Here is a 26,105-nt window from a genome sequence, read left to right as displayed (position 1 = left end):
AGGTGAAAGCGGCGGGAAATGTCGGGTGTGTCAGGTGGGGTTGTCTTATTTGTTTTCCTGCCAGACGATGCCGGTCGGGAAGGTGTGATCAATAATGCTTTGCGGTTTCATGGTGATCGAGAAGCCCGGTGTTGTCGGGGCGATGTAACGGCCATTGCGAATAACACAGGGCGTTTCAAAATGTTCGTGCAAATGATCGACATATTCCAGAACTCGATCCTCAAGGGATGCTGAAACGCAGATATAGTCGATCATGGACAGGTGCTGGACATATTCGCACAGGCCAACGCCGCCGGCATGGGGGCAGACTGGTTTGTTGAATTTTTTTGCCATCAGCAAAATCGCCATGATTTCATTGACGCCGCCAACCCGGCAACTGTCAATTTGCACAACGTCAATCGCGTCAGCTTGCAGGAACTGTTTGAAAATAATGCGGTTCTGGCAATGTTCGCCGGTGGCGACGCGAATGGGTGAAATGCCCTCGCGGATTTGCTTGTGGCCTAAAATGTCATCGGGGCTGGTGGGTTCTTCGATGAACCACGGGTCAAATTCGGCCAGTTCTTTCATCCAGGAAATGGCCTGATCAACTTCCCAGTTCTGATTGGCATCGACCATTAATTTCCGGTTCGGGCCAATGACATCGCGTGTAATGGCCAAGCGGCGTTTGTCGTCTTCAACGTCAAGGCCGACTTTCAGTTTGATATAATCCCAACCAGCATCAATCGCTTCCTGGCACAGGCGACGCAGTTTTTCGTCGCTATAGCCCAGCCAGCCCGCCGATGTGGTATAGGCCGGGTAACCCTGCTGGCGCATTTCATCCATTCGGGCCTGTTTGCCCGGTTCGGCCGCGCGCAAAATTTCAAGGGCGTCGTCGCGGGTAATTGCGTTGGTCAGATAGCGAAAATCAACACAATCGACGAACTGTTCGGGTGTCATTTCGGCAACAAGCTGCCATACCGGTTTGCCCGCTGCCTTGCCCCACATATCCCAGATGGCGTTAACGACGGCACCGGTTGCCAGGTGCATCACGCCTTTGTCCGGGCCAAGCCAGCGCAACTGGCTGTCGCCGGTTAAATCGCGCCAGGTTTGGCCCATATGGGTGGTAAGATCACTTAACGATTTGCCAACCAGCAAATGTGACATCGCCTTGATGGCGGCAACGCATACATCATTGCCCCGGCCAATGGTAAAGGTCAGGCCGTGGCCTGAAATATCGGGATTGCTGGTTTCAATAATGACATAGGCAGCGGAATAATCCGGGTCCTTGTTCATGGCATCCGATCCGTCGAGATGACGTGACGTCGGAAACCGGATGTCGATTGCCTTGATACCTGTGATGACCGGATTCATGCCCTGATGCCTCTTTGTTTTATAAATGGAACGTTATTTTAAATATGGTGTATTTTGGGGCTTGGCAAGGCCCGTTTTTTACGAAAAGCTGCGGCAGATGACGAACAAGGGTTAAATATGTCCGACGATACCAAACGTGTCTACAAGGCCCCGGCCCTGGAAAAGGGGTTGGAGATACTGGAAATTCTGGCCGCCGAGCGCCGACCGATGAGCATGGGCGCGATTGCAAGTGCGCTTGGCCGGTCCAAAAGCGAGATTTTCCGGATGCTCTCGGTGCTTGAGCAAAAGGGATACCTTGAGCGCAAGGACGGCTCGGAACTGTTTCATATTACCAACCACCTGTTTGAACTTGGCATGCAGGTGTCACCGGTTTCAACCCTTTTGGAGGCGGCCTTGCCGCAAATGCGCAGGCTGGCAGCACGGGTGGGGCAGTCGTGCCATTTGGCGGTGCCGTCGCGCGATCAGATGGTGGTGATCGCCCGGGTTGAAAGCCCCGAAGCCATAGGGTTTTCGGTGCGGGTGGGCTATCGCCGCAGCCTGGCAGATTCGGGGTCGGGCAAGGTCTTGCTGGCATGGATGTCGCCCGAACGCCGTGCGCCTTTGATGGAATATTTCGGCGAAAGACTGGGGGCATCGTTTAATGCCGAAGTGTGGGAATATGAGCTAAAGGCCATTCGGGCGCGCGGCTATGTCGAGGTGCAAAGTACCGCAACAGTCGGGATCATTGATGTGGGCGCACCTGTACTGCAAGGCGAGGGCGGCGAGATCCTGGCCAGCCTGACCATCCCCTATCTGGGTGGGCCAAGTACACCCTATAAGGTGGCCGACACCGTGCCTTTCATTATGGAAACAGCCGGGGAAATTACCCGGCTGACCGGGGCGCATGGCGGGCTGTAAGGCCGATAAACCATAGAATGCCGGATGTCGCAATGTGGGGGTTTTGCCCGTGATGGTCATTTTGCTGCAAAATATAATTGAAACGACTGTTTAAATATGAAACGATCCGTGCCGTCGCAAAACGTGCGAGATTGGGAGGATTAAGGTTATGGCCCGTCAGAAGCGCCAAATTGGTAATACCGGTTTAGATGTAAGTGTTCTTGGTTTTGGCGGCGCGCCGCTGGGCAATATGTATCGTCCGCTTGATGATGCCCAGGCGCGCGAAACCTTGCAGGTGGCATGGGATTGCGGATTTCGCTATTTCGATACCGCCCCGCGTTATGGCTATGGCCTGAGCGAACGCCGCACCGGCGATTTTTTACGCAGCCAGACCGAACCCTACATCCTCTCGACCAAGGTGGGCCGGTTATTGCACCGTATTGCGGGCGATATTCCAAAAGATCGCCCGTTTGTTGATGCGCTGCCTTTTGTTGAAGTTTACGATTACAGTTATGATGCGGTGATGCGATCCATCGAGGATAGCTGGCAGCGTTTGGGGCTGCGCCGCATCGACATTGCCTATATCCACGATATTGGCAGCCTGACCCATGGCAAGGAAGACCACCCGCGTCTGATGCGCGATGCCATGGAAGGCGGGGCGCGCGCGCTGGACGAGTTGAAAAAGGCCGGGTTGATTGGCGCTTATGGCCTTGGCGTTAATGAATGGGAAGTCTGCCTTGAGGCCTTGAAATCCACCGATATGGATGTGTTTTTGCTGGCCGGGCGCTATACCTTGCTAGAACAGGAAGCACAGGAAAGTTTCCTGCCTGAATGTGTGCGCCGGAATGCGTCGGTCGTTGTGGGCGGGGCGTTTAATTCGGGCATTCTGGTTACCGGGCCAAAACCGGGGGCAAAATACGATTATGAAGATGCCCCGCAGCATATTCTGGACCGGGCGCAAAAAATCGAACAGATTTGTAGCGATCATAACGTGCCATTGGCGGCGGCCGCCATTCAGTTTCCGCTGACCCACCCTGCCGTTGTGTCGGTTATTCCCGGTGCCAGTTCGCCGCGCCATGTGACGCAGGCGGTGGAATGGGCCGAATTGCAAATTCCGTCGGCCTTGTGGCGTGATTTGCGCGATCAGGGTCTGTTGCGCGCCGACGTGCCCGTGCCGGGTGACGATTTGCTGACGGGTGGGGATGCGTCGTGATGGCGCACGATATTGGCCTGATAGATGCCCATCAGCATTTCTGGCAAATTGATCGTGGTGATTATGGCTGGTTAACCCCGGATGTAACCCCGCTTTATCGCGATTTTTTACCCGATGATTTAAAACCGGTTCTGACCGGGCAGGGCATTGCCAAAACGGTGTTGGTACAGGCCGCCCCCAGTGTGCCTGAAACCGATTTTATGCTGTCGCTGGCATCGGCGCATGATTTTATTGCCGGTGTGGTGGGCTGGGTTGATTTTGAAAAACCCGACGCCGCCCTGGTCGATATTGCCCGCTGGGCCAAACACGACAAATTTGTCGCCGTGCGGCCGATGATACAGGATATTGAAGACCCGGCATGGATGCTGCGTGCCGAGTTCGCCCCGGTATTTGAAGCCCTGATCGCACGCGGACTGGCGTTTGATGCGCTGGTGCATCCGCGCCATTTGGCCAATTTGCAAATATTGGCCCGGCGTTATGCCCGTTTGCGCATCGTGATTGACCATGCCGCCAAACCCAAAATTCGCAACGGCATTCATGGCCCCGATGCCTATGTTGAATGGGCGCGGATGATGGGCGAATTTACCCCGCTTAAAAATGTATATTGCAAGGTTTCGGGCCTGTTGACCGAAGCGGGCGCGGGGGCAGGTTTGCATGATTTAAAACCGTATCTGGACCATTTGCCACGTGTTTTTGGCCCGGATCGATTGATGTGGGGCAGTGACTGGCCGGTTTTGGGCTTGGCTGCAACCTATGCCGACTGGGTGAAAATGACCCGCCAGTGGTTAAGCACCTTTGCCCCAAATGACATTGAAAAGATTGCCGGAAAAACGGCAACGCACTTTTACCGGTTGTAGGTATGTGCCGGTTTTCACCGGCAGATTACGGAGGCTACGTTCATGAAATCGGAAAGCCGGGTGTTGCTGCCCGTGGCAGGCGATATGTGCCGCCAATATTGCGTTCATCTTCGCCGGGTTGATAAAACCACGGCAAAGCGGGGGTAGGGGCATTATGGCGGTGATTACCCATGTCGATATCCGAATGGTGGATTTAAAACCAAAAACCGTTCGGACCGATGCCATCCAGTCCTTTGTTAGCCAGGAAACGCCGATTGTGCGCATTACCGATGCCGACGGCGTTGTGGGCACGGGCTATAGTTACACCATTGGTACCGGGGGATCATCGGTTGTGGCCCTGCTGCGCGATCATTTGGCCCCGCAGCTCATTGGGCGCGATGCCAATGATATTGAAGCGATCTGGCGCGATTTGCTGTTTTCAAGCCATGCCACATCGGTTGGCGCGATTACATCGCTGTCGCTGGCCGCGATTGATACCGCGCTGTGGGATTTGCAATCGCGCAAAACCGGCATTGCCCTTTATCAGCTGGCGGGCGGGGCCAAGGGCAAAATCCCGCTTTACACCACCGAAGGCGGCTGGTTGCAGTTGGAGCAATCGCACCTGGTTGATGATGCCGTGGCGATGAAGGCCAAGGGTTTTGGCGGGGCCAAAATCAAGGTTGGCAAACCGCGCGGTGCCGAAGATGTTGCCCGTTTGCAAGCGGTGCGCGAGGCCGTTGGCACTGATTTTGAAATCATGACCGATGCCAATCAGGGGTTTGATTTATCTGAGGCCATTCGCCGCGCAAGGCTGTTTGAACCGATTGACATTGCCTGGTTTGAAGAACCCTTGCCCGCCGATAACGTGTTGGCCCATCAACGTCTGGTGGCGTCAACATCGCTGCCGGTTGCTGTGGGTGAATCGATGTATAGCATCGGGCAGTTTCGCGAATATCTGGCACTGAATGCCTGTTCGATTGTGCAGGTTGATGTGGCGCGCATTGGCGGCATTACGCCATGGTTAAAGGTGGCCCATCTGGCGGAAAGTTTTGATGTTGCGGTCTGCCCGCATTTCTTAATGGAATTGCATGTCTCGCTGTGCTGTGCCGTGCCCAACAGCCGCTGGCTGGAATATATCCCGCAGCTTGATAGCCTGACCCATCGCGGGCTGGATATTATTGATGGTCACGCGGTGCCCTCAAACCAGCCGGGGCTGGGCATTGACTGGGACTGGGACGCGATAGAAGCGCAACAAATGTTCACACCGATAACCATCAGCAAATGAGGCCGTAATGAAACGTGTTGGCATGGTCATTCATGTAAAGCCGGAAAAACTGGCGGAATATAAAAAACTCCATGCCGAGCCATGGCCCGGTGTGATTGCGGCCCTTAAAGCCCATCACGTTCATAATTACGTGATTTATCACCATGCCGATTTGCTGTTTGGCCATCTGGAATATGACGGCGACGATTTTAAAGCCGATATGGCCGAGATCGCCAAAGACCCGGTAACACAAGAATGGTGGAAACTGACCGACCCGTGCCAGTCCCCCCTTGCAACCCGCAAGGAAGGCGAATGGTGGGCGGACATGGAAGAAGTTTTTTACATGGCCTGACGGTGCGGCGTTACAGCGACCGTTAAATAACCAACCAGAAATGACCATACACGCAGGAGAATGAAATGGCAGGAAGACTGGCAGGGAAAACCGCCGTAGTAACCGCCGCAGGGCAGGGCATTGGCCGCGCAACAGCAGAAATGTTTGTCGCCGAAGGGGCAAAGGTCATTGCCACCGACATTAACGAAGATGCCCTGGCGACCCTGTCGGGTATGGAAACCCGCAAGCTTGACGTTACCGACGGTGCCGCGATTGCCGCTTTTGGCAAGGAAACCGGGGCGGTGGACATTTTGTTTAACTGTGCCGGGTTTGTCCATCATGGCAGCATCCTTGATTGCGACGAAGATGCCTATGATTTCAGCTTTAACCTGAATGTGCGTTCGCAATATCGCATGATGCGCGCCTTTTTACCGGCGATGCTGGAAAATGGCGGCGGGTCTATTGTCAATATGTCGTCGGTGGCATCCTCGGTTAAGGGGGTTCCGGTGCGCTTTATTTACGGGGCGACCAAGGCGGCGGTTATTGGCATGACCAAATCGGTCGCGGCCGATTTTGTCGGCAAGGGCATTCGCTGTAACGCCATTTGCCCCGGCACAGTTGAAAGCCCGTCGCTGGAACAGCGCATGTCATCGCAAGGCGGCGACTTTGCCGAAGTTCGCAAGGCATTCGTTGCCCGCCAGCCGATTGGCCGCATTGGTCAGCCCGGCGAAATTGCCGCTTTGGCAACTTATCTCGCTTCCGACGAGGCAAGCTATACCACCGGCACCATTCATGTGATTGACGGTGGCTGGGTAAACTGATCCATTCGGGTCTCTCCGGTTTTAAACTCACAAAAACCAAAAGGACAAATGTTCCATGAAACTGTTACGTTACGGGCCGGTTGGCGCTGAAAAACCCGGTCTTCTTGATGCCAATGGCACCATTCGCGATCTATCTGGCGTGATCGCCGATCTTGATCCTTCGACCATCTCGGCCGAAACGTTCGATAAAATCGCCGCGATTGATCCGGCAACCCTGCCGGAAGTTTCGGGCGATCCGCGCATTGGCGCCTGTGTTGGCCGCCCTGGCAAATTCATCTGCATCGGCCTGAACTATTCCGACCATGCGGCTGAAACCGGCATGGCCGTGCCGCCCGAACCGGTGATTTTCTTTAAGGCGACCTCGGCTGTCTGCGGCCCGTATGACAATGTTGAAATCCCGCGCGGCTCGGAAAAATCCGACTGGGAAGTGGAACTCGGCGTTATCATTGGCAAAGAAGCCAAATATGTTGATGAAGCCAACGCGATGGACCATGTGGCCGGCTATTGCGTGGTCAATGACCTGTCCGAACGCGCCTTTCAAATCGAACGGTCCGGCCAGTGGGTAAAAGGCAAAAGTGCCGATACTTTCGGCCCGGTCGGCCCCTACCTCGTCACCCGCGACGAAGTAAAAGACCCGCAAAACCTGCCGATGTGGCTGACCGTGAACGGCCATAAATACCAGAATGGCAGCACCCAGACTATGGTCTATGGTGTGCAGTTCCTGATCCACTACCTGTCACAATTCATGAGCCTGCAACCGGGCGACATCATCTCGACCGGCACCCCTCCGGGCGTTGGCATGGGCCAGAACCCGCAGGTTTACCTTAAGGCTGGTGATGTGATGGAATTGGGTATTGAAGGACTGGGCAGCCAGAAGCAGACAACCGTACAGGCTTAATCGCCCACACGCTGCTTAAAACCGTATTTTAAAAAGTCGCCATCTGTATAACCACGGATGGCGGCTTTTTTATTCCGGCGGAATATCCAAACTGTTCGGCAGCGATACCCAGATCACAGTTTGTGCCTCTGGCGAGTGGCGCGAGAGATGGCCCTTGCCATGTGTATCTTCGATCAACACAAAACTGCCCGCCGCCACATGGCGCACTTCGCCATCACTTGTTTCGTAATCCACAGCCCCATCCAGCCGAACCGTTAAAACCGGCTCCGGCACCGTATGCCATGAAACCTCCCGCATCCCGGCGGGAATGTGGCTAATGCGAACCCGCGACGCCGGATAACTGGCCGTTACATCAAACGGCACGGCATCAGGGTGCACCGTGCGCTTTGTGGTTGGCAATTCAACTTCATCAAAGTGTGATTCACCGTCCGAGGTGGCGTAGATTCGTAGGCATTTCATTGAGTTGGGTCCTGTTATCTGCTTTTGAACATGGGAACTCATTAGCAAAGTCGTTACTATTTTCCGGGAGTTTGTTGGGTTTCCTTGTTGGCCGATGCATATGATTGGTTTTCTTTTATGCTTTGTAAGCTTTAAGTTGATCCGTATAACACTGACTAACGGCTCACTGGACGTTGGTATAGAGCAGAATTAGCAGGTTTACTTCAAAGCTGGATGCGCTATGGAACTTGGTCTTTGAGAGGAAGGCCGCCATAGGTTGGTGACTGTAGCCCGCTGAGGTTAGACTATAACTATTTATGATTGCAATAAAATATCTTCTTTATAGCAGTTTATTTTTTATAATACATAATATACAGTTCAAGTTTATAATATCACTTAGGGGGGTAAATTGGAATTCTTTGAAGGCGTGGCATCCGGGACGTTGGCTACTATCATTGGAGGCATTTTTTCTGCCGTGGTGTTTTTCTTGGTGCGTGAAAAATTCTTCGCTTATAAAGATATATCTGGGAAATGGAAATATTATATTATTACAGAAAAAACAGAGTATAAACCATACCAAGGGATGAAGTTAACATATGCAGCAGTGCTGTGGCGAGAAGGTGATAAAATTTATGGGTCAGTGGAGAAGGTATATGAGAAATCGTCGACTGGAGAGCGAAGCTATGTTGGAAAAAATCGTACCACTGGAGTAGTGACTGGATCTTATGAGAAGAAATATTTTGGAAGGGATAGAATCAACATCCATGTGAGAGAGAAGGGGCAGGAAAGGGAATCCACAGTTTATTTTTCTTTGTATTTCTGTGGCGGAAAGATGCAAGGGCGATTTGATTCTTTTGTCGCTGACCAGTTTGGGAGAGCAACTTGGGAAAGGTAATATTTTTTAGGTTGTTTTATCTTTTTGTTTCATTTCCTCTGTTGGTGTTTTCACACATTTTTGAATTTTTTAATATTCTTCAAGTTCGATCCTTATTTGTGGAATGTGAAAGTCTTTTGCACGATAGCGGTGATTTTATTGAAGATGAGTTATATGTTTTATTGACTGGGGCGGAAGATCACCGAAATACTTATCACTATGGAGTTGATTACGTTGCGGTTTTCCGTGCGATTTTTGCAAATATGAGGGGTGTCAGGCAGGGGGCAAGTACGATTGAACAACAGTTTGTGCGGACAGTAACAAAGAAATATGGTATTTCTTTGAAAAGGAAGTTTGTTGAACAGATGCTTGCTCACTTGGTGTGTTTGCGTTTTTCTAAGATGAAAATAGCATCTGCGTATATGAATGTAGCGTATTTGGGTTTTGGTTTTCTTGGCTATAAGTCTGTCGTGCTTAATGATGATCCTGTTTTAGATGAGGATTTTTATTTGTCGGTAGTATCATTTCTAAAATATCCTAAACCCCAAAATCCTGACGCCGATTGGATGGAAAAGGTTTTAGTTAGAAGATATTATATTGATAAGAGATGCAAAAGTCTTAATATTTCAAAGTTGTCATCTAGCCGTTGCTATCCCCACCCAACGCCTGATACAGCGTCACCAGATTTAAAATCTGGTTGAGCTGGTTTTGCAGCAGCGATTCTTCGGCGGTGCGCCGGGTTTCCTGGGCATCAAGCCAGCTTTGCATTGAGACGGCCCCGGCGCGAAAGCGGGTTTCGTAGATGCGTTCGGCGTTCCGCGCGTCATCTAACGCGGCGCGCAGGCTTTGGGCTTGTTCCAGGTAATGGTCGCGGGCTGACAGGGCGGTTTCAACATCGCTAAACGCCTGATACAGGGTTTGACGATAGGTCGCGATATCCTGTTCGTATTGGGCTTGCGATACCTTGATATTCAACTGGCCTTCGTTCCAGTTCAGGAACGGCAGGGCAAGGCTGGCGCCGAGTGTGGCAATCGGATTTTGCAGGAAGTTGCGCAACTGGTCGCTGCTGGTACCGAGTTCGCCCGTCAGGTTCAGGGTGGGCAGCAGGCTGGTTTTGGTGGAATTAAGCTGTGAGACATCTTCGCGCAGGCGTAATTCGGCGGCTTTGATGTCGGGTCGTCGGTCCAGCAAGGTCGCGGGCAGGCCGGAGGCGACAAGGGGCAGGCCGTTGTCGGGCAGGGTTTTGCGGGCGATTTCGATATTTTGTGGCGGTTGGTCAAACAGGATCGACAGTGCGTTTTTGTTGGATTTCAGGCTTTGCGCGATCTGGGTATAGTCGGCCAACTGGCTTTCAAGGCTGCGGCGGGATTCGTAAAGTTCCAGCGAGCTTGAGGCACCCGATTGATATTGCACATTTACCAGTTCCAGCGTTTTACGGGCATAGTCGATGCTGGCCTGGGCAATAGCCAGGCGTTGCTGGTCGTAAACGCTTTGCCAATAGAGGTTGGCGGTGGTGCCGGTCAGTGTTAAAGCCGTGCTGGCACGGTCCTTTTCGGTGGCCAGGGCTTCCCATTTTGCCGCGTCGTAATCGTTGCCGAGTTTTCCCCACAGATCAACTTCGTAGCTAACCCCTGAGGTGGTGCCATAACTGCGCGAGATATTGCCATTATCGAGATTGCGCGAGGTCGAGCTTTTGGCGGTGGCCGACAGGTCGGGGAACAGGTCGGTTCTGGCGATGCCTGCTTTTAGTTGGGCCTGACGGACCTTGATGGTGGCGGCGGCGAGATCGTTATTGCGCGCCAGCGCATCGGCGACGAGCGTATCAAGCGCCTTGTCGTTAAAATTATGCCACCAGTTTGACGGAGCAAAGGCGGCATCCTTGCCAGGGATGATAGCTTTGTGCGTGCCGTCAGGGTCGGTGCTGGCAGAATACCAGCCATCGGGCACGTCAATATCGGGCCTTGTGTAGCTGACTTCTTTCAGGCTGGAGCAGCCCGCCAGAATGAGCAGCGACAGAATGGTGCCGGTCTTGAGGGTGGATTTAAGCATTTTCAATTCTCCATCAGTCCCGGTTCAAGGCATCGACAGGGTTTAAACGGGCGGCACTGCGCGCGGGCAAAAAGCCAAACAAAACCCCGATCATGGACGAGCAGGCAAAGGCCATAACGATTGAGGCGGTGGAATAGATCATTTGAAACGATGTTCCGAGCATGTCGAACAGAACCCCGAATAACAGGGCCAGCGACACGCCTAGCGCCCCGCCGATCAGACACACCAGTACCGCTTCGATCAGGAACTGGCGCAAAATATCGCCCTGCCGTGCGCCAACAGCCATGCGTACGCCAATTTCGCCGGTGCGTTCGGTAACCGATACCAGCATGATGTTCATCACCCCGATACCGCCCACAATAAGGGAAATAACGGCAATCGAGGAAACCAGCAGGGTCAGCGTTGCCGTTGTGGTTTCAATGGTTTGGCGGATGGTATCGGTATTGATGGTGAAAAAATCGCGGATACCATGGCGTTTCTCAAGGAATTCGCCGATTTTCTGATCTGCCAGCTTGCTATCGACGGCATCGGCAATGCGCACGGTGATGCTGGTCAGGTAATTTTGCCCGGTCAGGCGGGTCATCACGGTGGTGTAAGGCAGCCAGACATTAAGGCTGTCGCCCCGGCCAAAGGCGCTGTCGTGCTTTTTGGTCACCCCGATGACCCGCACGGGAACAGCGCCGAGCAGGATCACTTTTCCCAGCGGGTCTTCGCCATTGGGGAACAGTTTATCGCGGGTGTTATTATCGATAATCGCATCCTGATCACGGTTTTGCACGGATCGCTGGTTAAACCAAATGCCCTGATCTATTTCATAGCCGCGCACCCGGTCATAATCGACACCAACACCGGTCACAGACGAGGTTGCCTCGATATTGCGATAGCGGATCGTAACACTGGTGGAAACACTGGGCGTGACGCTGTCGACATAATATTGATCGGCAAGGGCGGTTGCGTCGTCAGCCGTCAGGGTACGGATGGTGTCGGCATCGCGGTCGCCAAAATCCTTGCCGCGCTGGATGTCGATGGTGTTGGTGCCGATGGAACTGATGCTTTCTAGCACCTTTTCGCGCGAACCGGTGCCAAGGGCAACGACCGATACCACCGATGCAATGCCAATGATAATGCCCAGCATGGTCAGAAATGTGCGCAATCGATGGGCGGCCATGGCGACCAGCGCCATATTAAAGGCTTCGCCAAAACGGCCAAATTCGGCCCACAGGCGGTTGCCTTTTGGTTTTTGGGCAACCGGGGCGGGGGTAACAGTGTCGCTGCCGCCTGCGGCGATCTGGCGTTCATCGCGGATGATTTCGCCATCCAGAATTTCGATCACCCGTTCGGCATGGGCGGCAACATTGGGGTCATGGGTAACCAGAATAACGGTATGGCCATCGGCATGCAGGTCGCGCAACAGGGCCAGGGTCTGCTCGCCGCTTTTGCTGTCAAGTGCGCCGGTGGGTTCGTCGGCCAGAATAACGTCGCCGCCATTCATCATGGCACGGGCAATGCTGACGCGCTGTTGCTGCCCGCCCGAAAGCTGGCCAGGACGGTGATGGGTGCGATCTGCCAGCCCCACTTTCGCAAGCAGGTCATGGGCACGGATGTGGCGCTGGCTGGTGGAATATCCGGCATAAATGGCGGGAACTTCCACATTGCCCAGGGCGGTCAGGTCGGACAGCAAATGATAGCGTTGAAAGATAAAGCCGAAATATTCACGGCGCAGTGCCGCCAGTTCGTCCGGTTCGAGGGCATCTGTCGGGCGACCATTCACACGGTAGGTCCCGCGTGTTGGCCGGTCCAGACAGCCCAGAATATTCATGAGTGTGGATTTGCCAGAGCCAGACGCGCCCATAATGGCAACCATTTCACCGCGTTCGATGGTCAGGTTAACACCTTTCAGCACAGCAATTTTCTGGTCGCCTGCGGGGTATTCGCGCCACAGATCGGTGATTTCGATTAACGGTGCTGCCATGATCAGAACATCATCCCCCGCGGGCGACGCGTGCCGGTGCTGTCGATAACAACGCCGCTGGCGGCCCCGATGATTACGTTATCGCCTTCGGCAACGCCCGATGTGATTTCGGCTTTGACATTGGTATTTAGCCCCACTGTGACAGGCACCTGTTTAATCACGGGTTTTTCGTCGCCTTTGCTGTCTTCGATCTGTACATATTGTTTGCCATCCTGCCCGGTGATCAGGGCGGATGACGGAATGATCAGGGCATCCTTGATGGATTTCAACACAACCGTGACCTCGGTTGTCATGGCAATGCGCAAGATACCGTCGGGATTGGGGACATCGAACAGGGCATTGTAATAAACCGCTTCGTTATCTTTGATACCGTCGTCATAGTCGTCAATGGCATCGGGGGCGGGTTCGATGGCGCGCAATGTGGCGTGATATTTGGTATCGGGGTCGCCCAGAATGGTGAAATACACTTCTTGCCCCGGTTTCACACGGATGACGTCGGCTTCGGAAATTTCGGCCTTGACCGTCATGGTGCCAAGTTGCGCCAGTTTGATGATGGTTGGCGTGGTTTGAACCGCGTTTACCGTTTGCCCGACCTTGACGGGCAAGGATACAACCGTGCCATCCATCGGCGCTTTGATTTCGGTGTAATCAAGGTCGATCTGGGCGGTATCAACCGCAATTTTTGCCCGATCAATTTCGGCATTCAGAGCGTTGATTTCGGCCTTGGTTACGGCAAGGGTGGCCTCGGCGGTTTCAAGGTCTTCTTGTGGGCTGGCATCCAGGCGGCGCATTTTCTTCTGGCGGTCATAGGCCTGTTGCGCCTGGCGCAGGGTGGCTTTTTTCGATGCCAGTTGCGCCTGGTTGTTGGCAAGGTTGGCCTTGGCATCGCTCAGGGCATTTTGCTGGGTCGACGGGTCGATCTCGGCGATCAGGTCGCCTTTTTTAATCACATCGCCCAGGGCAACATACAGTTTTTGAATTTGCCCCGAAACCTGTGCCCCGACCGAGACCAACTGATAGGCTTCCAGCGTGCCGCTTGCCAGAACTGTGCTTTCCAGATCGCCCCGCGTCACCCTGGCGGTCACATAGCTGGGTGCTGCCTCGGGTGGAAACAGATAATCGCGGCCAAACCACCCCCCTGCGGCAAGCAGGATGACGACGACAATTATGGTGGTGCGATGGGCGAGCAGTTTTTTCATGGGAATCCGTTATGCTGAATTCTTGAAGCATGTGTCTGGGGTGAAGGGCACGATCGAAACATCCGTTTCCATCAATATCCTGATCATAGATAGCATTCATTGATGTGGTGCGGGGTGAAGGGGATGAAAATCATGTGTAAGGGATGTGTAAAGTTCGAATTTGTGGCCTTTTCGCGGCAAATTTGCCCGGTATGATGCCGTCATATTTGGAGAAAACAACCGTGAGCCGAATACTTCTGATCGATGACGACATCGAACTGGGCGAGATGCTGGCAGAGTATCTGGACGGCGAAGGGTTTGAGATCACCGTGGTACATAATGGCCATGATGGCATTTCGCATGCCCTGTCGGGGGAATATGCGATGGCGTTGCTTGATATCATGATGCCGGGCATTGGCGGGATAGAGGTTTTGCGCCAGGTGCGCGCCCAAAGCCGGATGCCGATCATTATGTTAACCGCCAAAGGCGATGATGTGGACAGGGTTGTTGGCCTGGAACTGGGGGCGGATGATTATATACCCAAGCCCTATTATCCGCGCGAACTGGTGGCGCGCATTCGCGCTGTACTGCGCCGGGCCGATGGGGGCCGTACGTCGGGCATAGCCGCGGCGACACACATATCTGATCGTCAGGATGCTTTGCTGGAACGGGGTTTGATTACACTGGAGCCCGCCCGACGTTTTGCCGCATTTGACGGGCAGGAAATGGATTTGACGGTGTCGGAGTTTAATTTGCTTGAAACCCTGATGCGGGCGCGCGACAGGGCACTTTCAAAAAACGAGCTGTCGATGACGGTGTTAGGTCGCCCGCGCGAGGTTTATGATCGTTCCATTGATGTGCATATGAGCAACCTGCGCCAGAAACTTCAGCAGGCCAGCGGCGATGCATCGCTGATTGAAACCGTGCGCGGGTTTGGCTACCGGTTAAGGCAGGGATCATGAAGGGGCGGCTGTTCTGGAAAATTCTGGTGAGCTTTGCCATTACCTTTATTGCTATTGCCGAAGGGGTATGGTTGCTGTTTCAGTTTTACGGGCATCCGCCAACCCCCTATCTGATTGGTTATTTGTCGGCGACGGTGCCGGGCTATGTTGACATGGCGACCCGTGTCGCCGAGCGCGGCGGGGTGCCTGCACTCGACCAACTGTTAACGGACTGGCCAAAGGCCGAAAGTGAACGATTGCGCTATAAGCCTGTGGCCGCAGCGACTGCCCGCCAGAGCCTGCAAAAGGCACAAACCGATGTGACCGTGACCGATCAGGAAATACTTGAATGGTCGGAAAAAACCGGTAACCCGGCGAAAAATCTGTTACCGGAACAGTTGCGCGAACGGTATCTGATGGTGCGTCGGGCTTGGGAAACAGGCAATATTTCGCGTATTGTGCCTTTACCTGATGGCACATGGCTGCAAATGACGTTCGATATTGCCGATATTGTGGCGCAAATCCCGCGGGACCGACATTTGAATGTGCCAATGCCCATGGTTATTGCGGGCGTGGTTGGCGGGCTTATTTTTAGCGCCCTTTTGGCGTGGTATTTAACCCGTCCGATATTGCAGTTACGCAAAGGGTTTGAACAATTATCGTCGGGCGATATGTCGTACCGCTTACGACCGGAAATGGGGCGCAGACGCGACGAAATTGCTGATCTTGCCCGTGATTTTGACCATATGGCCGACCGTTTGCAGCAATTGATTGGCGCGCGTGACCGCCTGTTGAACGATGTATCGCATGAATTGCGGTCGCCGCTGGCGCGAATGCAGATGGCCGTTGCCCTGGCGCGGCAAAAACCCGAACGGATTGAAAGTTCGTTTGATCGTATTGAAAAGGAAACCATTCGTCTTGACGAACTGGTAGGCGGGTTGCTTACCCTTTCGCGGGTGGAAAGCGGTGCGGCGCATCAACCGGTTTATCTGGATCTGGATCATTTGCTGGGACGGGTGATTGCCGATGCACGGTTTGAGGCCGACGGGCTGGGCATTGTGGTAAAAACCGATCTGGCTGTGCGCCGGTCGTATTTTGGCGCGGTGCCGGTTGTGTCGGGCAATGCCGAATTGCTGCGCCGCGCGTTTGAAAACGTGATCCGGAATGCCTTGCACCATACCGCAGCGGGCAAACAGGTTGAAATTGATGCGACCGCCGATTTTGAGCGTCAGTTTTTCGAGATTACCATTGCCGATCGCGGACCGGGCATTGCCGCAGAAATGCTTGATACCGTGTTTGACCCGTTCACCCGCGATGTTGCGGCAAGCGTGGCTGCGGAGCAGGCTTTACCTGTTGCTGATCAGAAAGTTGCCGGTGCCAATGCCCCGGTAAATCCCGGTGTTGCCGGGTTTAGCGCCAGTAAAGCCGGGTTTGGCCTTGGTTTGTCGATTGCGCAACGCGCGATTGTTGCTCATGGCGGTACGATCATTGCCAAAAATCGACCTGATGGCGGGTTGGTAATGCAGATCGCACTTCCTTTTACCCTGCGTACCGATGACGCCCGAAAATCATAAGACAAGCGGTTAAGGCGTGGTCGTTGTTGGTATTGCCCTGTCCGTTTCCGGCAGGATCAAAATGGCTTCAAACCCGTCCGCTTTGCCTGTGGCGGGCGATTGCAACAAAAGCTGCCCGCCGGCTTGCTGCATGATTGTTTCGGCAATCGCCAGGCCCAGCCCTGATCCGCGGGCTGAGGGATTATTGCGTTCAAAACGTTCTGTCAGTTTTGTCAAAACGTCTGGTGGCACCAGCGGGCAATGATTGACAATGTGAATTTGCGGCGAATTGCCCGGCGATGCCCAGATCGTGACCGGGGCGTCCTTTGCGCTGTGGATCAGGGCATTTTCGATCAGGTTGCGCAGGCAGATGGCAAAGGCATCGATGTCTATTTTGCCCATTAACGGGTGTTCATCACTCAGATTGGTTTCAATGCGTTGCGTATAGCGGGAATCGCGGCTGAAATCCTCGATCACGAGGGACAGGGCGGGCGATAAATCCTGCATATCGCCAACAACGGCCACCCCGGCCTCGGCGCGTGAAAGCTGCAACAGTTTTTCTGACAGGCGTTTGAGGTGTTGTAGCGATGTTTCAATTTGGTTGGCGCGGTCGGCATTGGCATCATCAGCGGGTATTTCGGCGCGCAGGCGTTGGGTTTGTGCCAGGGCGACGGCGATCGGGGTGCGCAATTCGTGCGCGCTGTTGGCGGCAAAATTACGCTCGGCCGTCAGGGCGGCTTTTAGTCGCGACAGCAGGTTGTTTACGGCTGTCACAATGGGATGAAGTTCGTCAGGCAGTTCGGGGCGGTTAATCGGGGCCATATTGCCGCTGCCGCGATTGCGAATGTCATCCTGAAGCAAAGTCACCGGGCGCAACCCGTGCCGGACGCTCCACCAAATGCCGATAATGCTGACCGGGATCAGCAAGAGCAGCGGGGCGAGGATGGCCGCGGTGCTTTCTCGCAGGGCCTCGCGGCGATGGGCAAGGGGTTCGGCAACCTGAATATACAGGCTGTTGCGCAAGGTGGCTTCGGTATAATAGCGAAACCGGTCATCTTCATAAAAACCCGGTTCTAACGGGGCGGAAAAGGCATCGGTGCCACCTTCATAGGATTGCACCAGAATTCTGCCTTCCGGATCCCGAATCTGATAGGCGACAAATTCGTCGCGCGCCATAAGCGACCCGGTGGGCATACGGTGCGGGGCATCGGCATCGTTATGTTCAAACAGGTAATCGACGGCCAGGGGTAAAATGCGATGTGCCGTCTGTTGCAGGCCACTGTCAAAGGCTTCGCCCATTTCATCTTGCATCGCCAGCACGGCAAGCGCACATCCCAATAACCACGCCAGCGTCATGACCATGGTGACGCGGGTGACGATGGCAATGATCAGGCTGTTTCTCATTTTCAGCAACGCCATGCCGATTTATCCTTCCAGCCGGTATCCGACACCGCGCACGGTGCGAATGGGAACCGGACCGATTTTTTTGCGCAGGCGGCTGATATAAACCTCGACTGTGTTGCTTTCGATTTCGGCGCCAAATTCATAAAGCGCGTCTTCAAGCTGCCGTTTTGACAGAATGGCACCGGGGCGGCGCAAAAGCTGGTCAAACACGGCCCATTCGCGTGCGGTCAGGTCAATCTGGCGGCCGGAAACGAAAACAAGGCGGTTGGCCTGGTCAATTTCAAGATTGCCAATTTCGACCAGCGGGTTCGGGTTGCCGGAATAGCGCCGTGAAACAGCGCCCAGCCGGGCAATCATTTCACCCAGATCAAACGGTTTGACCAGATAATCATCGGCACCGGCATTCAGCCCGGCGATACGGTCGGAAATCTGATCCTGGGCGGTCAGAATCACGCAAGGGGTGGCATCGCCGCGTTTGCGGATATTTTGCAACAGCGTAATGCCATTGCCGTCGGGCAGGTTTAAATCCAGCAAGATAATGTCGTAACGCGTGCTGCGCAGGGTGTCTTCGGCATCAATAAGGGCAGGCAGCCAGTCAACGGCTTCGCCATTGGCCATTAAATGATCCTTGATCGCCTGTGCCAGCGATGGTTCATCTTCAATTAGCAATATCCGCATGTTACCCTGTTGGCCCCGTTTGCATGTGTTTACACACTGTCACAGCGGGATGAAAAAATCGTGCAAACAATTTGGTGTTGCTTCAGTTTGTTGTCAGCATTGACGGGCAAAAGCGCATCCGTTCCAAGCTGATAATACCAAGAGTTTTCTTGCGATCCGGGTCGGAAAATATTATCAACACCGCTAATGGCAATGTGGGACGACGTCGTTATTTTGACATTAGATTGTAATAAAAGCGCCCACTGGCCCTTATTGCATCTGCATTCGTGGAAATGGCGGTTATAGTGTTGTGTAATTTTTGACATTAGTTTGTGCATAAATATTTGAATTTTCAACAAGATAAGGATTTTGACGCATCTGCGCGCGAGGGGCCTCCGATTTGGGTGCGTTTTGCAGACAATGTGTTGATCGCCGCGACGGTTTATCAGAATGACATTTGAAAAAAGTTCTCTGCCCGAAAATCCGGCCCCCTCTCAGGCAGCAGCGTCTGCCGATGTTGGCGTACCCGTGCTTTCGGTTGTGGTCCCGGTTAAAAACGAGGCCGAGAATATCGCGCCACTGGTAACCGAGATTGTCAGCGCCCTGCGCGACAAGGTTGCGTTTGAGATTATCTATGTTGACGATGGCAGCACAGATCAGACCCCGACGATTGTGCGCGGTTTGCGCCAATCGGTGCCGGAATTGCATCTGATTTGCCATGAAAAAAGCTGTGGTCAGTCGATTGCGGTTTTGACCGGGGTTAAAAATGCCCGTGGCGGTTTGATTGTAACGCTGGACGGCGATGGCCAGAATGACCCGGCTGATATTTTGCAAATGCTGGAACGGTACCGGGCCGAGGGTGACAATGCCCGGGTTCTGATTGCAGGCTGGCGGGCAAACCGGCACGATACGGCGATGAAACGCATTCAGTCACGCATTGCCAACAAGGTGCGTGGCGGGTTGTTAAAAGACGAAACCCCTGATACCGGCTGTGGCATCAAACTGTTTCGCCGCGACGATTTTCTGGCATTTCCGCGCTTTAATCACATGCATCGTTTTTTGCCGGCCCTGATGTTGCGCGATAGCGGAAAGGTTTATTCCGTGGCCGTCAATCACCGCCCAAGGTTGCGGGGAACGTCAAATTACAGCATGATGAACCGGCTTTGGGTTGGTATCGTTGACATTATGGGTGTGATGTGGCTTCAGGCCCGTGCCAAAACACCCGTTGTAAAATCAAAGGAATAGGGGGCAGCAATGCATGAATGGTTTGCGCGGTTGTTCTCGCATCTTGATGCCTGGTTTGTGCTGGGTATTGTTGGTCAGGTCATGTTTTCCGGGCGGTTCCTGGTGCAATGGCTGGTCAGTGAAAAACATGCCAAAAGTATCGTCCCGGTGGCGTTCTGGTATTTCAGTATTCTGGGCGGCATCTGTCTGATGATTTATGGCCTGAAACGGGCCGAACCGATCATTATTCTTGGCCAGTCCTTTGGTCTTATCGTTTATGCGCGGAACCTTTATTTCATTCATCGCGAAAAACGGAATGCCCAAACCGAAACCATCCCGTCGATCGTGGCCGAATAACCCGTCGTTTAAATTTACGGATTTTACATGACCCTGAACAATCGTACCGGCGCAAAGACGGCATCGTTTGGCGTAATCCTGATATTGTGGGTTTTGGTTGCGGTTTTAGGGGTAAGTGCCCGACCGTTGCTGCCTGTTGATGAAACACGGTACCTGTCGGTGGCATGGGAAATGTGGCTTCATCATAACTGGCTGGTGCCGCATCTTAATGGCGAACCCTATTCGCACAAGCCCCCCCTGTTGTTCTGGCTGATCAATGCCAGCTGGGCCGTTTTCGGGGTCAATGATTTTACCGCCCGCCTGATCGCGCCGTTATTTGCCGGTTTGAACATGGTGATGGTGGCATTGCTGGCCAAACGCATTTGGCCCGATAAAACAGCAATTGCGCAAATTGCCCCCCTGTTTTTAATCGGCGGCACCTATTATGCCGGTTATGGCACGCTGACCTATTTTGATATGTTGCAGTGCTTTTTTGCCTTGCTGGGGTGGTATGGTGTTTTTGTGGCCCGCGATGGCGATGCCCCAAAAGGCTGGATCATTACCGGCATTGCCATCGGACTGGGCGTTTTGGCCAAGGGGCCGGTGATTTTGCTTTATGTTTTGCCAGCTGCGGTTTTTGCACCGGTTTGGCAAAAAAGCTGGGCTGTTTCGTCACGTGGTGGGGCCGTGCCGAAAACGGCCAACGGTCCTGCTTCCATCGCACCGGCCTTCGGCAGTGCGGGCATTTTTGCCGGGCGCGGTGCCTTTAAACGCTGGTATGCGGGGATGGGGCTTTCGGTGTTGCTGGGCGCGGGGATTGCGTTGTTGTGGGCCGTGCCTGCCGCTGTTTTTGGCGGCGAAGTATATCGCAACGCCATTTTTTGGGGTCAGACAGCGGGCCGCATGGTTGACAGCTTCGCCCATGTTGAACCGTTTTATTATTATCTGGTCGCGTTACCGGCCATGTTGCTGCCGTGGGTGTTCTGGGGCGGTTTGTGGCGCTCGCTGTTCGGGTTTGGCTGGCGCAAGGATCAGGATGCCGGGTTGCGGTTTTGCCTGCTGGTTTCTGTCTTTTTGCTGGTTGCGTTTAGTCTGATTTCGGGCAAACGGGTGCATTATGTTCTGCCGGTTCTGCCGTTATTGGCACTTGTTTTTGCGCGCATCATTGCCGATGTTCCGATCCGCCGGATCGATCAGATCCCGTTAGCGGCCTTCGTGATCATTCTGGGTGTCGCTGGTTTGGTGGCACCGTTTCTGCCAGGATTTTTTGATAAAATTCCGGCCTGGGTCGGAATGCTTGATGGTTGGTGGGGCGCGTTTTTACTCGCGGCGGGTGTTGCGCTTGTGCTGGTGCAGGCGCGCCGTGTTGCCCTTGTCGGGGTGATTGCCGGGGTGAATTTGTTGCTGGTGGCTATGGTCTTTATGATCGCCAGCCCCCGTTTGCAGACCGACTATAACATGCGCCCGATGGCGGTTTATCTGAAAAGCCAGCAACAGGCGGGCCATGACGTGGCCTATTGGGGCAAATACCATGCCCAGTTCCAGTTTTTGGGGCGTCTGGAACAACCGATCCCGATGCTGCTTGATATATCCGAAGTTCAGTCCTGGATTGCTGCCCATCCACAAGGTGAAGTGATTGCCCGTCGCGATAATCCGATCACGGGTATGGCACAGCCTATTGCCCGGTTTGATTACCGAAGCGACCATTTGGTGATCTGGGATGCGGCGACTGTTAAGGCTGATCCCGAAAGCGTGCTGGCACGCTAAACTTTTTATCTTGTTATGTCGGAGTGTTCGTTTACGGGCGCGATTGCCTCTATGGTGGGCTGGTCGTGCCCGTTCCAGTTAAACAAAACAAGATGCCAAAGCCCGGGGGCCTTTCTCGACGGGTCAATAAGCCCTTGCGCCCCCAGTGCGACAAGCCTGTCCCGAACGTGCCATGACGGGGGTGTTGTGCCTTGGGCAACGCAATCCTGCCACGGAGCTGTCGCATCTTCCAGGCTGATACCCGCCTGTATGCGCGCCTTTTCGTTGCGAAGATCAAAAATGCGTTGCGCCTTTACCGATACCGCCACAATTTGAAGCTGTTTGGCCCGATTGGCGGTATGTGCAATCATCGCCGCTTCGACGCCTTTTGGCGAGGAACTAAGATAAAGCGTGGGTTGTTCCGGGTTTGAGTAACGCCCGGCATTGCGTGACCCGGCCAAGCTTGTTTGAAGATAGCGCGGATCCACAGCACGATAAAACAGGCCCTCGACGGGGCGAAAAATATCTTCATGATTTTGCGACATAGGAACATTTCCGAACGCTGTAAATTTGGCAAGCGGGCAAGATTATGCGTGCGGTTTGTTGTTCGTCAACGATGTCGCCAACTTTTGCCGCGTTGTGGCTGGCAAAGGCGCGATTTTGGATTATTTCAAACCCAGCGCGCAGTTTGGCGGTGAAGGATGGTGTTGTTGCATTGTTTGAACCCCACTGCCGGGAACATATAAATTTATCAAAAACATGGAGGCCCACATGAGCCAGAATCTGAGCGTCAAAACTGCTGACGGTACTTTTAATGCTTATGTTGCGATGCCCGATAAACTGCCTGCGCCGGTCGTGGTGGTGATTCAGGAAATATTTGGCATTAACGCCGTGATGCGTGGCGTTGCCGATGAGTACGCAAAGCAGGGCTATATCGCAGTTTGCCCGGATTTGTTCTGGCGGATTGAACCGGGGATCGAACTTACCGATAAAACCGATGCGGAATGGCAAAAGGCCTTTGGTTATTTGCAGGCTTTTGACCCTGACAAGGGCGCACAGGACATACAGGCGACTTTGGATGCCGCCCGCGCCCTGCCGGATGCCACCGACAAAGCAGCCGTTGTTGGTTATTGCATGGGCGGGATGATGACCTATCTGGCCGCGACGCGCACGGATGGCGATGCTTTTGCCTCCTTTTACGGGGCGGGCATTGATAATTACCTTGGTGAAGCAGATAAAATTAGCAAACCGCTGATTATGCATCTGGCCGGGCAAGATGAATTTATTCCCGCCGAAGCACAGGACAAGATCAAGGCCGGGTTGAAAGATAAAGCCGATGTCATGATCTATCAGTATCCCGAACGCAACCATGCCTTTTGTCGTAAAGGTGGCAATCATTATGACGAAAATGATGCCGCAACCGCCAATGCCCGCACGGCAGAGTTTTTGAAACAGAATTTGGCCTGAGCGGGTTTGGATTTGATCTGATGGAAGATAAAGCTCCCGCCCCAACAAGGGCGGGAGCTTTGTGCATTAAGGGGGCTGGTGTGTTTAGCCGTGGCTCATTGCGTCGAGTTCCTGACGGTGCGCGTGCAGTTTGTGGAAAATGGCATAGCGCCGGTCATGGTCGGCTTTCGCGGTATTGTCTGGCGATTTAACCGTATCAGGTGCTGCCATTGACTTTGATGCCGCTTCCAGCCCGCCATCCGGGACAAGGGCAACTGCGGCCAGCATGGCAGCACCCAGCAAGACAGGCTCCGCACATTCAGACATCACAACGTCACAGCCTGTCACATCGGCATAAAGTTTCACCAGAACCGGACTTGCAGTGTGGCCGCCACTGAGGTGAATGTAGCGAATGTCGTAGCCCGTCGCATTAAGCGCGTCAATGATATGGCGGGTGCCATAGGCGATGGCGCAGGCGGTGGCCCAGTACAGGTCCAGAAAGCTGTCTTCGCTTTGATCCAGCGTCAAGCCACTGATAACCCCTAATGCTTCCGGGTCGGCCAGCGGCGACCGGTTGCCGTGAAAATCGGGCAACAGGTGCAGGCGCGGGGCCAGATCGGCCTTTTCCATCATACGGGGGAGCAGCTTTTCCCCGGCCAGCCGGTGGGCATCGCGGCCGAGGTTGCGGGCGAAGGGGTGCAGGGCGCAAATATGGTCCAGCAAGGCGCCGGTTGCCGATTGCCCGCCTTCGTTGAGCCACAAGCCCGGTGCGACCGCGCCAAAATATGGCCCCCAAACCCCTTTGATAAAGCGCGGTTCGGCTGATAACGCCATGTGGCAGGTTGATGTGCCTGCGATCATGGCAAAGCGTTGATCAAGGTTACCGCCCAGATGTGCGCCCAACGTGCCAAGCGCCCCGGCATGGGCATCGATCAGGCCCGCACCGACCATACAATTGGGTGTAAGGCCAAGGTCGCGGGCGGCGTTGGCCGAAAGTTTGCCGACCGGGGCCCCAACGGCAACCGCAGGGCCATCTATGCCGACTTTTTCAATAAAATCATCCAGACCAACCTTGGTCAGAAATTCCTGGTTCCAGGGGGTGTCTTCGTGGGCAAGGTGCGTCCATTTACATGTTACTGTGCAGCATGACCGGGCATTGTCGCCAGTGGCGCGGAAGGCCAGAAAATCGGCCAGATCATAAGCCGCCGTCATTTTACCCCAAACCGTCGGGTTATGGCGTTTTAGCCACATCAGTTTGGGAATTTCCATTTCCGGTGACATGGTGCCACCGATATATTCCAGAACTTTTGATCCGGTGGCGGTGCATTGTTCGGCTTCACGGGTGGCGCGATGGTCCATCCACACAATGACATCCCAGTTTGCCGGGCCATCGGGCGATACGGGCAGGGGTTGGTCGTTCGCACCCCGAATAACAAGCGAGCAGGTGGCATCAAAACCAATGGCTGAGACCTTGCTGCCATCAACGCCAGATTTGATGAGTGCATCCTGAACCGACTTGCAGACCGATTGCCAGATATTTTCAGAATCCTGTTCGACAAAATCCGGGCGCGGGCGATTCATGGCAATCGGGTGGGATGCGCTGCCCAAAAGTTTGCCGGTGCCATCAAATATCCCGGCGCGTGCGCTGCCGGTTCCGACGTCGACACCAATAATTGCTGTATCTTTCAGGGTCATGGCGATATTTCCTCCCGCCTTTTGACATTGTTTTCTCAAACCGGCTTATAGCCGATTTAAGGCGCCCAACAGAAGGCCAGTGTGCTTTCATGCGCAATCGGGATGCAAAATGAACAAAAGATCGACTTCTGGTCAAATACTCATTTTTGTTGACGCCAATATTCTCGATTAGATAGGGTCTTGGGATTAAAAAATAACGTCCGAGAAACAAATGCAAACCAAACCCGTAGCGTCTGCGTTGCGTATTGAATGGCCCGCCGCGATCAAGGCGGTTCTGTTTGATTGCGATGGTGTGCTGGTTAATAGTGAACCGATCTCACTATCGACCCTGGTGGACGTTCTTGCCCATTTTGGCGCGCCGTTATCGCTCGAGGACGTGGCTCGCCGATTTACCGGGCGATCGAGTGCTGCGCCGATTGACCATATCCGCGCCGAAACGGGCCGCGATGTCAGTGCTGATTTCAAGCCCTATTTTTATGACCGCCTGTTTGTACGTTATGAAACCGAATTGCACAAGATTTCCAATATTGATGATGTTTTGGTGGTCCTGAAACAACGCGATATACCGTTCTGCATTTCATCAAGCAGTTCAGTGCGAAGGCTTGAAACCACCATGCGCATCACGGGGTTGGGGCACTGGTTTGACGGGCATATTTACAGCGCTGATTTTGTCAAGAAGGGCAAACCCGCACCGGACCTGTTTTTATATGCCGCAGGCGATATGGGGTTTGACCCGTCTATGTGTTTGGTGGTTGAGGATTCCGTTGCCGGTGTGCAGGCCGCGATTGCGGCGGGCATGATGTGTTGGGGGTTTGTTGGCGGCGGGCATTATGATGGTGCCCGCAATGATGCGCAACAACGCCTGATCGATGCCGGTGCCCATCAGGTATTTGATAATATGGCCGATCTTGCCGCAGTAATGACCTGCTAAAGTATGTACCAGGCGCACAACATGTGTTGTGTACCTGGTGGGGCAGGTGGCGGTGGCGACGTTGCCGTATTT

The 26,105-nt window shown here is 53.8% G+C and carries 25 protein-coding genes; 16 read left to right on the top strand and 9 right to left on the bottom strand.

Annotated elements, in window-relative coordinates; genetic code table 11:
- Positions 1-45: 45 nt before the first annotated feature.
- Positions 46-1,350: an L-fuconate dehydratase gene (locus tag AAC086_RS04455; protein WP_339775795.1), complete on the bottom strand. Its 1,305-nt coding sequence runs from the start codon at positions 1,348-1,350 to the stop codon at positions 46-48.
- 117 nt (positions 1,351-1,467) lie between these two features.
- Here AAC086_RS04455 and AAC086_RS04450 point away from each other — a divergent pair, with 117 nt between their 5' ends.
- From AAC086_RS04450 to AAC086_RS04420, 7 genes are all read left to right on the top strand, one after another.
- Positions 1,468-2,247 carry an IclR family transcriptional regulator gene (locus AAC086_RS04450; RefSeq protein ID WP_339775793.1) on the top strand — a complete coding sequence of 260 codons (780 nt, stop codon included), beginning with the start codon at positions 1,468-1,470 and terminating at the stop codon, positions 2,245-2,247.
- Between the two features lie 148 nt (positions 2,248-2,395).
- Positions 2,396-3,439, top strand: coding sequence for an aldo/keto reductase (locus AAC086_RS04445; protein ID WP_339775791.1), 1,044 nt, complete (start codon positions 2,396-2,398; stop codon positions 3,437-3,439).
- Positions 3,439-4,296: an amidohydrolase family protein gene (locus AAC086_RS04440; RefSeq protein WP_339775788.1), complete on the top strand. Its 858-nt coding sequence runs from the start codon at positions 3,439-3,441 to the stop codon at positions 4,294-4,296. The genes AAC086_RS04445 and AAC086_RS04440 overlap by 1 nt, the downstream gene beginning before the upstream one ends.
- 154 nt (positions 4,297-4,450) lie before the next feature.
- On the top strand, positions 4,451-5,560 hold the full coding sequence (locus tag AAC086_RS04435; protein ID WP_339775785.1) for a mandelate racemase/muconate lactonizing enzyme family protein: 1,110 nt from the start codon (positions 4,451-4,453) through the stop codon (positions 5,558-5,560).
- Positions 5,561-5,567: 7 nt separating this feature from the next.
- Entirely contained in the window at positions 5,568-5,891 is a 324-nt protein-coding gene (locus AAC086_RS04430; RefSeq protein WP_339775783.1) for an L-rhamnose mutarotase, read from the top strand.
- Positions 5,892-5,956: 65 nt separating this feature from the next.
- Positions 5,957-6,691, top strand: coding sequence for an SDR family oxidoreductase (locus AAC086_RS04425; protein WP_085591032.1), 735 nt, complete (start codon positions 5,957-5,959; stop codon positions 6,689-6,691).
- Between the two features lie 55 nt (positions 6,692-6,746).
- Entirely contained in the window at positions 6,747-7,589 is an 843-nt protein-coding gene (locus AAC086_RS04420) for a fumarylacetoacetate hydrolase family protein (RefSeq protein WP_339775779.1), read from the top strand.
- A 69-nt stretch (positions 7,590-7,658) separates the two neighbouring features.
- Here AAC086_RS04420 and AAC086_RS04415 read toward each other — a convergent pair whose 3' ends face one another.
- Positions 7,659-8,048: a hypothetical protein gene (locus AAC086_RS04415; RefSeq protein WP_339775776.1), complete on the bottom strand. Its 390-nt coding sequence runs from the start codon at positions 8,046-8,048 to the stop codon at positions 7,659-7,661.
- A gap of 388 nt (positions 8,049-8,436) precedes the next feature.
- Between AAC086_RS04415 and AAC086_RS04410 the strand changes: the two genes are divergently transcribed.
- Positions 8,437-8,922 (top strand): hypothetical protein, encoded by a 486-nt coding sequence (locus AAC086_RS04410; protein ID WP_339775774.1) that lies wholly within the window; start codon positions 8,437-8,439, stop codon positions 8,920-8,922.
- Positions 8,910-9,602: a transglycosylase domain-containing protein gene (locus AAC086_RS04405; RefSeq protein ID WP_339775771.1), complete on the top strand. Its 693-nt coding sequence runs from the start codon at positions 8,910-8,912 to the stop codon at positions 9,600-9,602. Before AAC086_RS04410 ends, AAC086_RS04405 begins: the two co-directional genes overlap by 13 nt.
- Here AAC086_RS04405 and AAC086_RS04400 read toward each other — a convergent pair.
- Genes AAC086_RS04400 through AAC086_RS04390 form a run of 3 tightly spaced genes read right to left on the bottom strand, consistent with a single transcriptional unit; the run spans position 9,541 to position 14,121 of the window.
- On the bottom strand, positions 9,541-10,950 hold the full coding sequence (locus AAC086_RS04400; protein WP_339775765.1) for an efflux transporter outer membrane subunit: 1,410 nt from the start codon (positions 10,948-10,950) through the stop codon (positions 9,541-9,543). The two genes, AAC086_RS04405 and AAC086_RS04400, sit on opposite strands and share 62 nt — an antisense overlap.
- A gap of 13 nt (positions 10,951-10,963) precedes the next feature.
- Positions 10,964-12,922, bottom strand: a complete 1,959-nt coding sequence (locus AAC086_RS04395) for a MacB family efflux pump subunit (RefSeq protein WP_339775763.1) — start codon at positions 12,920-12,922, stop codon at positions 10,964-10,966.
- A gap of 2 nt (positions 12,923-12,924) precedes the next feature.
- Positions 12,925-14,121: an efflux RND transporter periplasmic adaptor subunit gene (locus AAC086_RS04390; RefSeq protein WP_339775760.1), complete on the bottom strand. Its 1,197-nt coding sequence runs from the start codon at positions 14,119-14,121 to the stop codon at positions 12,925-12,927.
- A 221-nt stretch (positions 14,122-14,342) separates the two neighbouring features.
- On the opposite strand from AAC086_RS04390, the gene AAC086_RS04385 reads away from it, so the two are divergent.
- Together AAC086_RS04385 and AAC086_RS04380 are read left to right on the top strand one after the other, a co-directional pair.
- A complete protein-coding gene (locus tag AAC086_RS04385) occupies positions 14,343-15,062 on the top strand; it encodes a response regulator transcription factor (protein ID WP_339775757.1) in 720 nt (239 codons plus the stop codon).
- The gene (locus AAC086_RS04380; RefSeq protein WP_339775755.1) at positions 15,059-16,615 is read left to right on the top strand and encodes an ATP-binding protein; all 1,557 of its coding nucleotides are present in this window, start codon (positions 15,059-15,061) and stop codon (positions 16,613-16,615) included. The genes AAC086_RS04385 and AAC086_RS04380 overlap by 4 nt, the downstream gene beginning before the upstream one ends.
- Before the next feature lie 9 nt (positions 16,616-16,624).
- Here AAC086_RS04380 and AAC086_RS04375 read toward each other — a convergent pair whose 3' ends face one another.
- A complete protein-coding gene (locus tag AAC086_RS04375) occupies positions 16,625-18,013 on the bottom strand; it encodes an ATP-binding protein (RefSeq protein ID WP_339775753.1) in 1,389 nt (462 codons plus the stop codon).
- Between the two features lie 6 nt (positions 18,014-18,019).
- Positions 18,020-18,676: a response regulator transcription factor gene (locus AAC086_RS04370; RefSeq protein ID WP_339775751.1), complete on the bottom strand. Its 657-nt coding sequence runs from the start codon at positions 18,674-18,676 to the stop codon at positions 18,020-18,022.
- A gap of 429 nt (positions 18,677-19,105) precedes the next feature.
- Between AAC086_RS04370 and AAC086_RS04365 the strand changes: the two genes are divergently transcribed.
- From AAC086_RS04365 to AAC086_RS04355, 3 genes are read left to right on the top strand one after another with little or no spacing between them, the layout of a single operon-like run.
- Positions 19,106-19,900, top strand: coding sequence for a glycosyltransferase family 2 protein (locus AAC086_RS04365; protein WP_339775748.1), 795 nt, complete (start codon positions 19,106-19,108; stop codon positions 19,898-19,900).
- 9 nt (positions 19,901-19,909) lie between these two features.
- Positions 19,910-20,236, top strand: coding sequence for a lipid-A-disaccharide synthase N-terminal domain-containing protein (locus tag AAC086_RS04360; protein WP_339775746.1), 327 nt, complete (start codon positions 19,910-19,912; stop codon positions 20,234-20,236).
- 27 nt (positions 20,237-20,263) lie between these two features.
- The gene (locus tag AAC086_RS04355) at positions 20,264-21,982 is read left to right on the top strand and encodes a glycosyltransferase family 39 protein (RefSeq protein WP_339775743.1); all 1,719 of its coding nucleotides are present in this window, start codon (positions 20,264-20,266) and stop codon (positions 21,980-21,982) included.
- A 5-nt stretch (positions 21,983-21,987) separates the two neighbouring features.
- Here the strand turns inward: AAC086_RS04355 and AAC086_RS04350 are convergent, their stop codons facing one another.
- On the bottom strand, positions 21,988-22,506 hold the full coding sequence (locus AAC086_RS04350; protein WP_339775740.1) for an RES domain-containing protein: 519 nt from the start codon (positions 22,504-22,506) through the stop codon (positions 21,988-21,990).
- A 226-nt stretch (positions 22,507-22,732) separates the two neighbouring features.
- Here AAC086_RS04350 and AAC086_RS04345 point away from each other — a divergent pair, with 226 nt between their 5' ends.
- Positions 22,733-23,428: a dienelactone hydrolase family protein gene (locus AAC086_RS04345; protein ID WP_339775738.1), complete on the top strand. Its 696-nt coding sequence runs from the start codon at positions 22,733-22,735 to the stop codon at positions 23,426-23,428.
- A gap of 84 nt (positions 23,429-23,512) precedes the next feature.
- Here AAC086_RS04345 and AAC086_RS04340 read toward each other — a convergent pair whose 3' ends face one another.
- The gene (locus tag AAC086_RS04340) at positions 23,513-25,102 is read right to left on the bottom strand and encodes an FGGY-family carbohydrate kinase (RefSeq protein WP_339775736.1); all 1,590 of its coding nucleotides are present in this window, start codon (positions 25,100-25,102) and stop codon (positions 23,513-23,515) included.
- 211 nt (positions 25,103-25,313) lie between these two features.
- Between AAC086_RS04340 and AAC086_RS04335 the strand changes: the two genes are divergently transcribed.
- Positions 25,314-26,033 carry an HAD family phosphatase gene (locus AAC086_RS04335; protein WP_339775734.1) on the top strand — a complete coding sequence of 240 codons (720 nt, stop codon included), beginning with the start codon at positions 25,314-25,316 and terminating at the stop codon, positions 26,031-26,033.
- Positions 26,034-26,105: the final 72 nt, after the last annotated feature.

The sequence above is a fragment of the uncultured Thalassospira sp. genome (assembly GCF_963976115.1).
GTDB lineage: Bacteria > Pseudomonadota > Alphaproteobacteria > Rhodospirillales > Thalassospiraceae > Thalassospira.
Note: the sequence above shows the minus strand (reverse complement) of the source record. Positions and strands in the feature narration are given on the sequence as shown.

Excerpts from the sequence above, each read along its gene's own strand:
- AAC086_RS04375 (WP_339775753.1), bottom strand. The coding sequence starts at position 18,013 with ATGGCGTTGCTGAAAATGAGAAACAGCCTGATCATTGCCATCGTCACC.
- AAC086_RS04420 (WP_339775779.1), top strand. The coding sequence starts at position 6,747 with ATGAAACTGTTACGTTACGGGCCGGTTGGCGCTGAAAAACCCGGTCTT.
- AAC086_RS04445 (WP_339775791.1), top strand. The coding sequence starts at position 2,396 with ATGGCCCGTCAGAAGCGCCAAATTGGTAATACCGGTTTAGATGTAAGT.
- AAC086_RS04425 (WP_085591032.1), top strand. The coding sequence starts at position 5,957 with ATGGCAGGAAGACTGGCAGGGAAAACCGCCGTAGTAACCGCCGCAGGG.
- AAC086_RS04345 (WP_339775738.1), top strand. The coding sequence starts at position 22,733 with ATGAGCCAGAATCTGAGCGTCAAAACTGCTGACGGTACTTTTAATGCT.
- AAC086_RS04450 (WP_339775793.1), top strand. The coding sequence starts at position 1,468 with ATGTCCGACGATACCAAACGTGTCTACAAGGCCCCGGCCCTGGAAAAG.
- AAC086_RS04365 (WP_339775748.1), top strand. The coding sequence starts at position 19,106 with ATGACATTTGAAAAAAGTTCTCTGCCCGAAAATCCGGCCCCCTCTCAG.
- AAC086_RS04355 (WP_339775743.1), top strand. The coding sequence starts at position 20,264 with ATGACCCTGAACAATCGTACCGGCGCAAAGACGGCATCGTTTGGCGTA.
- AAC086_RS04455 (WP_339775795.1), bottom strand. The coding sequence starts at position 1,350 with ATGAATCCGGTCATCACAGGTATCAAGGCAATCGACATCCGGTTTCCG.
- AAC086_RS04440 (WP_339775788.1), top strand. The coding sequence starts at position 3,439 with ATGGCGCACGATATTGGCCTGATAGATGCCCATCAGCATTTCTGGCAA.
- AAC086_RS04395 (WP_339775763.1), bottom strand. The coding sequence starts at position 12,922 with ATGGCAGCACCGTTAATCGAAATCACCGATCTGTGGCGCGAATACCCC.
- AAC086_RS04370 (WP_339775751.1), bottom strand. The coding sequence starts at position 18,676 with ATGCGGATATTGCTAATTGAAGATGAACCATCGCTGGCACAGGCGATC.
- AAC086_RS04430 (WP_339775783.1), top strand. The coding sequence starts at position 5,568 with ATGAAACGTGTTGGCATGGTCATTCATGTAAAGCCGGAAAAACTGGCG.
- AAC086_RS04435 (WP_339775785.1), top strand. The coding sequence starts at position 4,451 with ATGGCGGTGATTACCCATGTCGATATCCGAATGGTGGATTTAAAACCA.
- AAC086_RS04400 (WP_339775765.1), bottom strand. The coding sequence starts at position 10,950 with ATGCTTAAATCCACCCTCAAGACCGGCACCATTCTGTCGCTGCTCATT.
- AAC086_RS04390 (WP_339775760.1), bottom strand. The coding sequence starts at position 14,121 with ATGAAAAAACTGCTCGCCCATCGCACCACCATAATTGTCGTCGTCATC.
- AAC086_RS04360 (WP_339775746.1), top strand. The coding sequence starts at position 19,910 with ATGCATGAATGGTTTGCGCGGTTGTTCTCGCATCTTGATGCCTGGTTT.
- AAC086_RS04335 (WP_339775734.1), top strand. The coding sequence starts at position 25,314 with ATGCAAACCAAACCCGTAGCGTCTGCGTTGCGTATTGAATGGCCCGCC.
- AAC086_RS04380 (WP_339775755.1), top strand. The coding sequence starts at position 15,059 with ATGAAGGGGCGGCTGTTCTGGAAAATTCTGGTGAGCTTTGCCATTACC.
- AAC086_RS04415 (WP_339775776.1), bottom strand. The coding sequence starts at position 8,048 with ATGAAATGCCTACGAATCTACGCCACCTCGGACGGTGAATCACACTTT.
- AAC086_RS04350 (WP_339775740.1), bottom strand. The coding sequence starts at position 22,506 with ATGTCGCAAAATCATGAAGATATTTTTCGCCCCGTCGAGGGCCTGTTT.
- AAC086_RS04340 (WP_339775736.1), bottom strand. The coding sequence starts at position 25,102 with ATGACCCTGAAAGATACAGCAATTATTGGTGTCGACGTCGGAACCGGC.